At 72.3% G+C, this 13254-nt stretch carries 7 protein-coding genes; 4 read left to right on the top strand and 3 right to left on the bottom strand.

Annotation, left to right across the window (positions count from 1 at the left end):
* Positions 1–57: 57 nt before the first annotated feature.
* The gene (locus ACZ4V1_RS04300; protein WP_468329139.1) at positions 58–246 is read right to left on the bottom strand and encodes a hypothetical protein; all 189 of its coding nucleotides are present in this window, start codon (positions 244–246) and stop codon (positions 58–60) included.
* 314 nt (positions 247–560) lie between these two features.
* Here ACZ4V1_RS04300 and ACZ4V1_RS04295 point away from each other — a divergent pair, with 314 nt between their 5' ends.
* On the top strand, positions 561–2099 hold the full coding sequence (locus ACZ4V1_RS04295; protein WP_468329136.1) for an alanine/glycine:cation symporter family protein: 1539 nt from the start codon (positions 561–563) through the stop codon (positions 2097–2099).
* A gap of 136 nt (positions 2100–2235) precedes the next feature.
* Here ACZ4V1_RS04295 and ACZ4V1_RS04290 read toward each other — a convergent pair whose 3' ends face one another.
* The gene (locus ACZ4V1_RS04290) at positions 2236–7131 is read right to left on the bottom strand and encodes a DNA repair ATPase (RefSeq protein ID WP_468329133.1); all 4896 of its coding nucleotides are present in this window, start codon (positions 7129–7131) and stop codon (positions 2236–2238) included.
* Between the two features lie 86 nt (positions 7132–7217).
* Positions 7218–9251, bottom strand: coding sequence for an SPFH domain-containing protein (locus ACZ4V1_RS04285; protein WP_468329130.1), 2034 nt, complete (start codon positions 9249–9251; stop codon positions 7218–7220).
* A gap of 729 nt (positions 9252–9980) precedes the next feature.
* On the opposite strand from ACZ4V1_RS04285, the gene ACZ4V1_RS04280 reads away from it, so the two are divergent.
* The 3 genes from ACZ4V1_RS04280 to ACZ4V1_RS04270 are packed head-to-tail and all read left to right on the top strand — an operon-like array spanning position 9981 to position 13104.
* Positions 9981–10766: a hypothetical protein gene (locus tag ACZ4V1_RS04280; RefSeq protein ID WP_468329127.1), complete on the top strand. Its 786-nt coding sequence runs from the start codon at positions 9981–9983 to the stop codon at positions 10764–10766.
* Complete coding sequence (locus ACZ4V1_RS04275; RefSeq protein ID WP_468329124.1) at positions 10763–12340, top strand: hypothetical protein; 1578 nt, start codon at positions 10763–10765, stop codon at positions 12338–12340. Before ACZ4V1_RS04280 ends, ACZ4V1_RS04275 begins: the two co-directional genes overlap by 4 nt.
* Positions 12337–13104 (top strand): TIR domain-containing protein, encoded by a 768-nt coding sequence (locus ACZ4V1_RS04270; protein WP_468329121.1) that lies wholly within the window; start codon positions 12337–12339, stop codon positions 13102–13104. Before ACZ4V1_RS04275 ends, ACZ4V1_RS04270 begins: the two co-directional genes overlap by 4 nt.
* Positions 13105–13254: the final 150 nt, after the last annotated feature.

The following is a 13254-nucleotide window of genomic DNA, read 5'->3' as shown; positions in this document are numbered from 1 at the left end:
TCGACGCCTGCCGGGTATCACCGCTCCGCGCGCCGCAAACGGCTGGGCCTCGGCTCCTCACGGCACGCGCCCACGCCGCGAAGGGCGGGCCCTTCGGGCCACTCGGCCGGCGAGCCCGCGGCCGGCGTCGTCGACGACCTTGGCCGGCAGCGCGTCGTCCGGACCGTTCGCCGTGGTGACGGCGACCTGACCGGCCTCGAGGTCGGCTTCGACCGCCCCGGCACCCCTCGACTTGTACGTGCCCATAGCACGCATCCGGCGCCCCGGATAACGGTCCGGTCTCACCTGCTGGGATTTGTGCTGGTCACGAACCGTGACGTGAGATACGTCACTAAAGCTCCAGCAAAGACGTGGTAGAACGGCGCAACTCCGCAGGTGGATCGGCCGACTGCCGTACTGCGGAGGGATGGCCCGCACACACGCACGACAGTCCGGGACGATCACGGTCCGAAGCCGGTTCGTGCGCACGGGTTCGCCCACCGGACAACGACGTTCGCTCATAGACCGCTCATACGGCGAGACTCCCCAGCCCGCCAGCCCCGCGTCATCGAGGTAGCCAAGTGTCACTCGACTCCGTCACCCAGTCCGTAGACGAAGCCGTCAGCGGATTCTTCGAGCCCATAGCCAAGTGGCTGGGGGAGGTGGTCTTCTACACCGTCCCCGTCGGTGGTGCCGACCTGCCCCTCATCGTCGCCTGGCTCGTCGTGGCCGGTCTGGTCTTCACCAGCTGGTTCGGATTCATCCAGCTCCGCAAGTTCAAACTCGCCTTCGACGTCGTGAGGGGTAAGTACGACGAGAAGGGGTCGGCCGGCGAGGTCAACCACTTCCAGGCACTGACCGCCGCCGTCTCCGGCACCGTCGGCCTCGGCAACATCGCCGGTGTGGCCGTCGCCGTCTCCATCGGCGGCCCCGGCGCCACCTTCTGGATGATCCTGTGCGGCCTGCTCGGCATGGCCACCAAGTTCGTCGAGGTCACCCTCGGTGTGAAGTACCGCGAGGTGCACGCCGACGGCACCGTCTCCGGCGGCCCGATGCACTACCTCCCCAAGGGGCTGGCCGAGCGCTTCGGCAAGAACGGCAAGACGCTCGGCAAGGTCCTCGCGGTCCTCGCCTCCTTCCTGATCCTGTTCTTCGGCCTCTTCGGCGGCAACCTCTTCCAGGTCAACCAGTCCTACGCACAGCTGGTCTCGGTCGCCGGCGGCGAGGACGGCGCGCTGGGCTCCTCCGCCGGCGCCCTGTTCTTCGGCATCCTGGTCGCCGCGATCGTCGGCATCGTGCTCCTCGGCGGCATCCGCTCCATCGCCAACGTCACCAGCAGGCTCGTGCCCGCCATGGCCGGCATCTACATCCTCGCCTGCCTGATCGTGATCCTGGTCAACGTCACCGCCGTGCCGGACGCCGTCGTCTCCATCGTCGAGGGCGCGTTCAACCCGCAGGGGGTCGTCGGCGGTGTGCTGGGCGCGCTGATCATCGGCTTCAAGCGGGCCGCGTTCTCCAACGAGGCCGGCCTCGGCTCCGCTCCCATCGCCCACTCCGCGGTCAAGACCAAGCACCCCGCCAGTGAGGGCCTGGTCGCGCTGCTGGAGCCGTTCATCGACACCGTCGTCGTCTGCACGATGACCGCGCTGACCATCGTCATCGCCGACCCCGCCAGCTGGGGCGAGGCCCGCGAGGGCAAGGAGATCGGTGGCGTCACGATCACCTCCGACGCCTTCGAGACGGTCCTGCCCTGGTTCCCGTACGTCCTCACCCTCGCGGTGCTGCTGTTCGCGATCTCCACGGTGCTGACCTGGGGCTACTACGGCCTCAAGTCGTGGACGTACCTCTTCGGCCGCAGCCGGGCCAGCGAGATCACGTACAAGGTCGTCTACACCCTCTTCGCCATCGCGGGCTCGCTGCTGACGCTGCAGACCCTGATCGACCTGGCGGACGCCTTCCTCTTCTCGCTGGCCGTCATCAACATCATCGGCCTCTATCTCCTCGCCCCCGTCGTCAAGCGCGAACTCAACACCTTCCTGGAGTTCGTCCGCACCCGGAACGCCGGTGGGAGCACCGGAGACGACGACGAAGACCAGGAGTCGGCGAAGAGCACCGTCTGACCGCCTTACGCGGACCGCCTTACCCGGACCGCCTCACGCGGACCGGCTTCCGCAGGGGCCCGTACTCACCTCGCGCTTTGGTGAGTACGGGCCCCTTCGCCGTCTCCCGAGGGCACGCCCGCGACGGCCGGCGCGGTCACCCCGAGCGGTCCGGGTTGGCGAGGAGGTGCCGGGGGTCGGCGGCGCGGGTGATGGCCGACTCGACGGCGGCCACCCGGTCCGCGAGGAGGCCCAGGGCGGCGACCGCGCGGGTGACGGGGTCGTGCTCGGGGCCGCCCAGGGTGGCGGTACGGACGTGGGCGGCCCGTACCTCGGCCCAGCGGGCGGCCTGATCGGGGGTGAGGGTGCCGCGCAGTTCGGCGAGCTTGAGGAGGTTGGCCTCGGCTCCGTGCGCCAGTGCCTGGGCCTCCGCCGTGTAGTGGTCGTCGAGGACGGCGGCGCGCTCGCTGTCGTTCATGACCGGGCGGATGCGTTGGGCGATCTTGTTCATGTTGCGGTACGAGCCCTGGAGCCGGAAGGCCGGCTCCGTACGGGTGCCGTCCTCCTGGGCCGCGGAGGCGATGTAGGCGGCGTTGACGGCCAGCACCGTCTCGCGGACCGCGAGGAGGTGGCGCAGGACGGCCAGGATCCGCTCCGACTCGGCCGGCGGGTAGGCGTGGGCGAGGCGGTCCGCGCGGGCGGTGGGGTCGCCGGAGGCGATGCGCACCAGCAGCTCCAGGTCGGCCCGGTCGCGGCCGGCGAGCGGGGCCAGGACCGGGTTCGCGGTGAGCGCGTTCTCCAGGAAGCTGAGCGCGAAGGCGTCCTCCTTCCCGGTCAGTACGTCGCCCAGGTTCCATACGTCGGCCCGGTTGGCGAGCATGTCGGGGACGTGGAAGCGGGCGCCGGACTCCGTGTACGGGTTGCCGGCCATGCAGACGGCGAACCGCTTGCCGCGCAGGTCGTAGGTGCGGGGCCGGCCGTCCCACACGCCGTCGACGCGGCGGGTGGCGTCGCACAGCGGGATGAACTTCTGGAGGAGCTCCGGCGAGGTGTGCTGGATGTCGTCGAGGTAGAGCAGGGTGTTGTTCGCGGAGGCCAGCGCGAAGTTGATCTTCTCGATCTCCTGGCGGGCGGTGGCGTTCGGGGCGTCGGCCGGGTCGAGTGAGGTGACGGTGTGGCCGAGCGCGGGGCCGCCGACCTTCACCAGCATCAGGCCCAGGCGGTCGGCGACGTACTCGACCAGGGTCGTCTTGCCGTAGCCGGGCGGGGACAGGAGCAGCAGGAGGCCGCCGGTGTCGGTGCGCTTCGTGTCGCCGGTGGCACCGAGCTGCTTGGCGAGGCTGTCGCCGATGAGCGGGAGGTAGACCTCGTCGACGAGGCGGTTGCGGACGAAGGCGGACATGACGCGCGGGCGGTGGTCGTCCAGGCGCAGGCGGGTGCGTTCCGCCGTCACCAGGGCCGTCCGTCGCCGCTGGTAGGCGCGGAACGCGGGCACGTCCAGCGCCGCGAAGCGCGCGGTACGGGCGAGGAACTCGTCCAGCCGCAGCGGCAGCCGGCCTCCGGTGACGCGCGGATGCGTGCCCAGCAGGCCCTCCGCCGTGGCCGCCGGCGGTGCTTCGCCGTGGTAGCGGGGAAGGTCCGGGCAGAGTTCGGCGGCCACCGCCTCGGCGAGGTCGCCCGGGGTGAGGTCCGTGCCGGTGGCGGCCGCGTACGACGACAGCCACGCCTCGGCGAGCTGCCTGCGGGCGGCGAGGTCGTCGAGCGCGGCGAGGTCCTCGTCGAAGGCGGGATCGCCCACCGTGCGGCGGAACTTCTCCAGGAGCGTGCGCGTGCCCGCGCCGAGGACGAAGCCGTCGGGGGTGCCGGTCAGTTCGTGGAAGAGGTAGCAGGCGGCGGCACCGGCCGCGTCCTCGGCGTGCGGGTTCCACGCGCCGATGGCCCGGGCCAGTTCGGCCTCCAGGTCCGCGATCGCTGAGGACAGGCCGAAGGTGTCCCGCGCCCGGGCCAGGGACACGGCCCGCCGGGTCCACGTCTGGCGGGCCTCGGGCGTGGTGCCGTGCGACCAGAAGAGCTGGGCGTCGGCCCGGGCGCCCGGCTCGTGGCGCAGGGTCCCGGCCTTCTCGTACAGGGGCAGCAGTGTGGTGAGGACGACCGTCGCGTCGTGGTCGTGCACGCCTCGCTCGTAGCCCTCGTCGTACGCCTCCTGCGCGGCCTCGCGGACGAGGGCGGGCAGGTCGTCGGCCGAGGCGAGGACGCCGGGGCCGTGTTCGCGCAGCAGGCGGGCGGCGAGGTGTTCGGCGCGGTAGACGCCGGGCGACTCCGACGGCAGCGAGCGGTCCCAGTACGGGCGGGTGGCGGCGAAGCCGGGGTCGGTGACCGGCGCCCGGTAGTCGGTGCCGGTGAGGGCGAAGGCGAGTCCGTCCTCGTCCGGGACGAGGGTGAGGTCGAGGGGCTGGGTGTTGACGGCGAAGCGGTGGGTGCCCAGGCGCAGGGTGCGGCCGTCGTCGGCGTACAGGTCGGTGCGGTCGCGCAGGGCGCGGGACGCCTCCTGGCGGGCCGACTTGAGGCGGCCGTCGAGCTCCTCGGCCCGGACGGTGTCCCCGAGGGCACGCAGTTCCTCGGCGGTGCGGCGGACCTTGGCCACCATGGGGTCGGAGGCGAAGTAGGTGCTGACCGCGTCGGTGTCGGCGAGCGTGGCGCACCGTCTGGCGATCGTCCCGAGGATCCGGGTGGCGGAGACGGCGAGCTGTTCGGCTCGGCGGGCGAGGGTGTCGGAGAGCGCCTGCTTGCGGGCCGCGAAGGCCTCGTAGATCTCGGTGCGCCGGTCCGCGAGTTCGCCGAGGAAGGCGTCGAACTCCGCGAAGCGGGACTCCAGGTCCTCCAGCCGGGCCAGCAGCCTGGCCAGCTGGTCGTCGCACCGCTCGGGGGTGTCCGCGGCGGCGAGCGCGGAGCTGACCGCCTGGCCGAGCAGTGTCGTCTCGGCGGCGAACTCGGCACGGCCCTCGTGGTCGAGGAGGGCGCGGCGGCGGGCGTCGAGGGTGGCGCGGGCGCGGTTGACGCCGCCCAGGACGGCGGCGACGCGCTCCAACAGGGCGGTGCGGACCGTGGCGTCGCCCATGTCGAGTTCGGCCACGACGTCGGTGACCGTGCGCAGCCCGTCGGCGAGTTCGTCGATCCGGGCGGCGACGGGACCGGCCTCGGCGACGGTGGTGACGGCCTCCGCGTCGGCGACGAGCCGTTCGACGTCCTCGCGCTGGGTGTCGAAGGCGTCCTCGCGGGCGAGGAAGGTCACGGCGCGCTGTCCGAGGTCGGCGAGGGCGGTCCCGGCCTCCTCGGCGAGGGCGTCGATGCCGGGGCCGTCGGCGTACCGCATCTCCTTGACGGTCAGCAGGTGCCCGTGGGCGCGCCGCAGTTCGGTGAGGCCGCGCACCCAGGCCGCGGCCTGGCGGGGCGCCTCGCCGCGCAGCCTGCGGACCACCGCCGCGATCCGCTCGGCGGCCTCGTCGCGGGCCTCGGCGGCCTGCCGGGTCAGCGACCGTACGGTCTCGAACTCGGCCAGTACCTGCTCGGCGGTCTCCCGTACCGCCGCCAGCACACCGGCCAGGCCGCCCAGGTCGTCCTCGCCCAGCCAGTGGTGGCCGTCGGCCGCGCGCACGCAGGCGGCGGCCAGCGCCCGGTAGCCCTCGGCCGTGGTGATGCCCTCGCCGACGGCGCCGGCGACGGACAGGCAGGCGGCGATGCCGCGTACGAGGTCGGCGTTGCCCACCCGGGCCAGCGGGCCGCTCCCGGTGGGCGCGGTGGCGGCGTGGGTGTCGGAGACGTAGGGCGAGTGCCACAGCTGCACCGGGTGCACCTGGGCCGGTTCGTCGCCGTCCGCCCGCAGCACCGTGAAGGTGCCGTCGTCCGCCAGGGCCCAGCCCCGGCACGGCAGGGGGTTCGCGACCTCCTTGCGGATCGTGTTGTACGACAGCAGCAGGCCCCGGCTCTCGCCGCGCGCGTGGAAGGCGAACAGCACGTCCTCGCCGTTGGGCGAGCGCGTCTCCCGCTCGAACTCCAGCCCCGTGGTGTCCATTTCGTACGTCTTGTGGGCGCCCGTGGCCAGGCAGTAGCCGCCGGGGAAGACGATGCCCTGGCCGTCGGGCAGCCGGCGGCAGGCCAGGCCGATGCCGTCCATGCGGACCACCGACCTGGTGAGGGTGTTGAACACCAGGTAGCGGTCGGTGTCCTCCTTGTAGGGCCGGACGCGCAGCAGGATCAGTGCGCCGACCCGGGCGTGCGCGATGTCGGCGTCGGCCAGCGCCTGCAGCGGCTCGTCGACGGGCTCGCTGTGGATGCCCTCGCCCGTCTCGGTGTCGTCGTCCAGCTTGACGGTGAGGGTGCCGCCGACGGCGGCGACGAAGAGCTCGCCCTGGACGGCCACGTGCGGGTGGCGGCCCAGCACGTGGTCCTCGCGGGTCGCCGCGGTCCACTCGAAGTCGTGGGACGGGGGGAAGACGTCGTCGCGTTCGCCCCGCGCGTCCAGGAAGGCCGCCGCCCGCCCGTCCTCGGACAGCGTCCAGCGCAGCACGCGGATGTCGTCCGCCTTCTCGCCGGTGCGGAAGACGGCGAGCAGCCTGCCGTCGACGGAGCGCAGCCGCAGCAGGCGGGCCTGCCGGTAGTAGCGGTGCAGGTCCGCGAACTCCCGCACGAAGGACGGGTCGTCGAGCAGGCCCGGCACGGCCGGCTCGGGCAGCCGGTTCAGGTCGCGGTCGTACAGCGTGAAGACGTCGGCCACCGCGGTCTGCGGGCGGCGGCCCGGCCGGCCGGTGGAGCCGAGGAGCAGGGTGTCCCCGACGGCGACGACGTCGCACGGCACGCCCGGGTGCTCCGTGCGCAGCCGCTCGGTGCCGGCCAGTTCGAGCCGTGCCGAGCCGAACTCCTCCACCCGGCGGGTGTTGAGGTGTTCGGTCCGCCGGGTGAGCTCGGCGGCCTGCGCGGCGAGGCGGTCGCGCAGCACCTCGTACGCGCCTGCGTCGGCGGCGTCGTGCGGGGCCGTCTCCGGTGCGGTGGCCATGATCGTTCGTCCCTTCCAGGAGCTTCCAGGAGGCGGGTGCCGAAACCGCCGACCCCCGTGCGGCGGCTTCGGCACCCGGCGGCGGTTCAGACCCGGGCCGCGCCGTTCAGGGCGGTGAGCGGGGTGTCGGCGAGACCCAGTTCGCCCGCCCGGTCGAGGAGCCGCTGCACCTGCCCGGCGTCGGTGCCGCCCGACTTCATCAGCTTCATGAGGAGCGCGGAGACCGTCAGGTTCTGCACGTCGGCCGTGGAGACCGAGCCGAGGACGCGGGTCAGGTCGTCGGGGAAGCTCGACGAGCCGTCCAGCCACGGGCCGGCGAGGGCCTGTGCCGTCTCGGAGTGCTTCACGAACCCGTCGACGCCCTTGCCGAGCGAGATCGAGGACATCAGGCGGTCGAAGAAGACCGAGTCGCCGCCCACGATGTCGATGTCGGCGTTCTCCAGCCCGGTGGCGAGCACGGTGGCCTGGGCCTCGGCGACCTGCCGCTGCACGTCCAGTCCGGCGAGCCGGATGTCCTTCTCGGCCTCCAGACGCAGCCGGTACTCCTCGTGTCCGCGCGAGGCGTCGTCCAGGGCGGCCATCGCCGCGGCCTTCTCGGTCAGTCCGGCGGCCTCCGCCTTCAGCTTCCCGCCGATGGCCTCGGCCTCGGCCAGGGCCTTGGCACGGGCGCCCTCGGCCTCGGCGCGCATCCGGGCCTCGGTCGCCTCGGCCTCGGCGCGGCCGGCCTTCTCGATGACCTCGGCCTCCTTGTCGCGGACCTGGACGGCCGCCAGCCCTTCCGCGGCTGCCTCGGCCTGGAGCCCCTCGGCCGTCCGCAGCTTGGCCCGCGCGTCGAGGTCGGCGCTCTTCAGCCGGGCCTCGGCCAGGGTGAGCTCCTCGGCGGCACGGTGCGTGGCGGCCTGCTCGGCGGCCTCGGCGGCCTTGATGTCCTTGACGAGCCGCTCCTGGGCCTCCGCCTCGGCGGCGATGATCACGGCCTGCCGCTGCCGCTCAGCCTCCTCGACGGCCCGCAGCCTCTTGATGGACTCCTCCTGCTCGGCGACCGTACGGTCCACGGCGACGCGCTCGCGGATGACCTCGGCGATGTCCCGCTTCTCCGCCTCGACCTCCTTCTCGGCGGCGATCCGCGTCAGCTCGGTCTCCCGCTCGCGGCCGATGGCCTCCAGCATGCGGTCCTTCTCGATGCGCTCGTTCTCCACGGCGATGACCCGCTCGCGGTTCTTCGCGGCGACCGCGACCTCACGGGCCTGGTTCTCGCGCTGCACGCCGAGCTGCTCCTCCGTGCGCAGGAAGGCCGCCTGCGCACGCAGCCGCTCCTCCTCCATCACCCGTGCCGTCTCGGCCTCCTCACGGGCCCGGGTGGTGTCGATCTCGCGCTTCTGCTTGATCTCGGCGTCCGCCTGACGGCGCTCCAGCTCCAGCACGGCCTCGCGCGCGTCGACGTTCTGCCGGGTGATCTCCTTCTCCTCCGTGCGCCGGGCCTCGTTGGTGCGTACGTGCTCCACGGCCGTCAGCTCGGTGATCTTCCGGATGCCCTGGGCGTCGAGGACGTTCGCCGGGTCGAGCTGGTTCAGCGGCGTCTGCTCCAGGTAGTCGATCGCCGCGTCCTCCAGGTGGTACCCGCTGAGGTCGACGCCGATGACCTCGATGATCCGGTACCGCAGTTCCTCGCGCTTGGTGTAGAGGTCGGTGAAGTCCATCTGCTTGCCGACGGTCTTCAGCGCCTCGGAGAACTTCGCGTGGAACAGCTCCTGAAGGGTGTTCCGGTCGCTGGCGCGTGCCGTGCCGACCGCCTGGGCGACCTTGACGACGTCCTCGGCGGTCTTGCTGACCTTGACGAAGAAGGAGATGCGGATGTCCGCGCGGATGTTGTCCCGGCAGATCAGCCCCTCCTTGCCGGCCCGCGTTATCTCGATGGTCTTCACCGAGATGTCCATGACCTCGGCCTTGTGCAGCACCGGCAGCACCACCTGGCCGGTGAAGGTCACGTCCACCTTGCGCATCTTCGAGACGATCAGCGCCTTGCCCTGCTCCACCTTGCGGAAGAGCCGCGAGACGCCGAACAGCACGACGGCGACGACGAGCAGACAGACCAGGGCGAGCACCCCGATGACTTCCATGGCATACGTCCTTACGGCAGGAGACGGCTGGGACAAGGGACGGCTGAGGCAGGAGACGGCCGCGCCGAGGTCCCGGCCGAAGAGACGGTGAGGGAGTGGCGTGAGGCAGAGGAGGCGAAGCGGGTCAGGCGGCGCGGCGGTCGGGTGACGCGGCGCGGCCCGCAGGGCCGGGTTCGTCCGGGGAGGGCCGGTGCAGCGGCCGGACGAACCGGAAGGTCATCGACATCGTCCGCTCCCTCCCGACTCCGGCTGGTGTGACCGGTGCACTCGTGCCGGGTCGGGCTCCGATGCCGGAAACCCCCCGCAGTGCTCCCCGTACGCCCATGATGTACGACCGTTTCCCCCTCGCGCATTGCCGGTTCCCGGCAGCGTTCACCGGCACCTGGATGCCGGGCGGCCGTCACGAACGCGCCAACAGGGCGTCAAGGAGGCGTCGTCGGCAGGCCGCCGGGGCAGTGCTGGGCGTGCGTGCTTGCGGGAGGGCGTGCGTGCTTGCGGGCGTGCGTGCGGGAGGGCGGGAGGGGAGGACGGATCCCTCGGGATCGCCCAGTGGCCGGCGTCCGGGACTCACCTCATACCGGAAGCCGATCGGAAGCGCATCGGAAGCCGCGAAAACTGGTTCCGGAAGCGCTGACCCTGGTCGGATCAGGCGATGCACATGGCACATCGGCCCACTCGGGGCGCGTGCCGTATCCGCTCAGCCGGATACCGGCGGCAATGAGGTGACAGATGAGTAGTACACGAGTTCCGCCAGGCGGCCGGAGCGACGGGAGCCCCCGGAGTGACGGGAGCCCCCGGAGGGCCCGGGGCACCTACCCCGCACCGGGGCTGGCCCTCGCGCCCGGCCACGTACGCAACCAGGCCCTGACCGTCATCGCGATCCCCTTCGTCCTCATAGTCGTGCTGGCCGTCGTACTGGCCGCCACCGGCCGCGACGACGGGGGGCCCGCCGGCGACGGGCTCTACGACAGCGGTGCCCTGCCGGACTGGCTGGACGGAACGGACGGCAGCGGGACCACGGACGACGGGACCAATCCGGACGGCTGGGGCGGCCCGGCCGACGAGGACACCCCGCCCTGGGCCGAGGAGACGAACGGCGCACCGACCGAGGGGGCCTACGACGGGACGACCGACGAGCCCCTCGACGGCACCACCGACGGCCCGGCCACCGAGGACACGACCACCGACGGCCCCGCCGACTCCCCGTTCACGGCCGAGGACGGCCCGCAGGCGACGGTGACCGCGTACTTCGAGGCCATCAACGAGCGCGACTTCGCGACCGCCTGGGAGCTGGGCGGCAAGAACCTCGACCAGGACTACGACCACTTCGTCGCGGGCTTCGAGACGACCGTACGGGACGAGGTCACCGTGACCGGCACGGCGGGCGACGAGGTGTCGCTCAGGGTCGTGGCCCAGGAGTCCGACGGCACGCGGACGACGTACGAGGGCACCTACACGGTGACCGACGGCGTCATCACCTCGGCGGACATGCGGGAAGGGAACCAGCAGCCATGACCACCCACGCCGCCCCGCCGCCGCCCCCGGACGCGACGAGCAACGCCACCCGGCTGCTGTGCGCGGGCACCTACCTCGACCCCGTCTACCGCAAGGCCGTGATCCGGGAGCTGCTGACCCACCGGTACCGGGTGGTGGCCCCCTCCTACGGTTACGACGCGGCGCCCGTGCTGGCGCACGCCCTCGCCGCCCACAACCTGCGCCGCAACCAGTTGATCGCCCTCGGGGCGGGCACCGCCGTCATCACGCTGCTGCTCGCGGCGGGACTGCTCAGCGGCCTCTCGGCGGCCCTGTTCGTCTTCTGGCTCGCCTGGGCCACGATGTTCCTGCGCCGGCTCGCCATCCTGCAGACCCTCGCCGAGCACCTCGCGCCGCCGGCGGACGACCGGACGGGATTCGTCGGCGGCTACCCGATGACCTCGCGTCTGACCCCGGAACTGGTCGGCAAGATCGACCGGGAGCAGGCCTCCGGCACGGTGTACTACGGCGGCTACAAGCCGTTCGTCGGCGCGGGCCACTCGATCCGGCGGTGGGCCAACGCGGAACTCCTGCTCGGCGCCCCGGTGTCCCGCGGCGGCGCACTCGGCCAGGGACTGCTCAACGGGCACGTCCCCGCCCGGCACGGGCCCGCGAACGGCGCGGGCGACCCGGGACCGGCGGAACGCAAGCCGGTCATCCCCTTCACCGTCGAGGACATCACCGGCCGCGTCTGCGAGCAGATGCTCGAGGAACTGCGTACCAAGCCCGCCCCCAGCGACCGGATCCAGCTGCTCTCCATCGACCGGCGCCGGTTCGCCAAGGCCGTCCGGACGACCGAGGGCAGCGAGTCCCTCGCCGCGCTCCTCGACCCGCCCGGCCCCGACCACACCGGCGAGCACTGGCGGGAGGACTACGACGCCAGTCGCGAGTACCTGTGCATCCGGATCGGAGCGTGGCAACAGGAGCTGGTGACCTCCGTGTTCATCGGCTTCGACATCAAGGGCAGCACACTGCACACGGAGTTCTACACCTACGTGCTCGGTCCCGTGCCGGAGAGTTTCCACCTCGCCGACCGGCTGCCCGCCACGATCGACGGCAGGCTCATGTGGCGCATCGCCTGGGACGTGACCCGCAGCGCGCCCGGCGAACTCCTGCGGCTGATCACCAACCCGCTGCGCGAACGGCTGCCCAGCCGCTCCGGCTCCGACACCGTCCGGGCGCTGGTGCGCCAGCCGGCGGACACCAGCGAGTTCCGGCTCGGCCGCTACGCGCTGACCGTCGTGGACTGCGGCGCACTCACCAGCGTCCGCGAACTGGCGCCCAACAGCGACTTCCACCACTTCTTCCAGGAGACCGACGCGATCAAGTACATCCAGATCATCGAGCGTCATCTGCTGCAGATCGTCGGCGACTTCCTGTGCGACCACGACGTCGACACCAGTGAGCACGAGGCCAACCAGACCAACATCCTCCAGCAGAACTTCGGTGCCCACAGCACCAACAACTTCGGCGGCAACCAGAGCGTCGGCAACACCGGCACCACGCAGACGTTCGGCAACAACTCCGGCATCACCAGGGAGGCACGACCGGCATGAGTGGCCAGCGGTTCCACGGCAACAGCTTCGGTCCGGGCGGCAACAACAACCTCGGCGGCAACCAGAGCGTCGGCAACACCGACACCACCCAGACCTTCGGCGACAACTCCCCGGTACGGCCCGCTCCGTCCGGCCCATCCGGCCTGGCCGGCCAGGCCGGCCAGGCCGGGCCGCCGCACGCCGGCGGATGGCGGCACGGCCCGGCCGCGGTGCCCGGTGACGCCGACCGGGCGCGGAGCGTCTTCGTCGTCCACGGCCGCGACGACCAGGTGCGGCGCGAGATGTACGAGCTGCTGCGGCGGCTCGATCTGCGCCCCAAGGAGTGGGAGGACCTGGTCCGGGCGACCGGCCACGCCTCCCCCTTCCTCGGCGACGTGGTGGCCGCCGCCCCCGCTCAGGCCCAGGCGGCGCTCGTCCTGCTCACGCCGGACGACATCGTCACACTCCACCCGGACCTGCGGGGGCACAACGAGCCCGACCACGAGACCCGGCCCGTGTGCCAGCCCCGCCCGAACGTCCTGATCGAACTGGGCATGGTGCTGATGGCGTACCCCGAGCGCACGCTGATCGTCGAGGTCGGCGGCCTGCGGCCGATCGCCGACATCGCGGGCCGCAACGTCATCCGATTCGACGGCTCGGAAACGGCGCTCGGCAAGGTCGTGGAGCGGTTGAAGCTGGCGGGCTGCACGGTCAACGACACCGGCTCCGACTGGCGCCACACCTACCCCTTCCAGCACTTCTCCGCCTACCACCGCCGGCCGTAGCCCGGCGGATCCGGCGCCGATCGGGGGACCGGCGCAACCGGCCCCCGGGCGCGTCCAGCCACCACGGAACGCGTCCGGGGTCCGGCGCCCCGCCGAGGGACCGGCAGGCCCTCGGGGGCCGGCCCCTCCCCCGGGCGCCCCCGCCCGTCC

The organism is Streptomyces sp. NPDC028991, assembly GCF_055564775.1.
The sequence above is the reverse complement of the archived record's forward strand: the minus strand, read 5'-3'. Positions and strand labels throughout refer to the sequence as shown.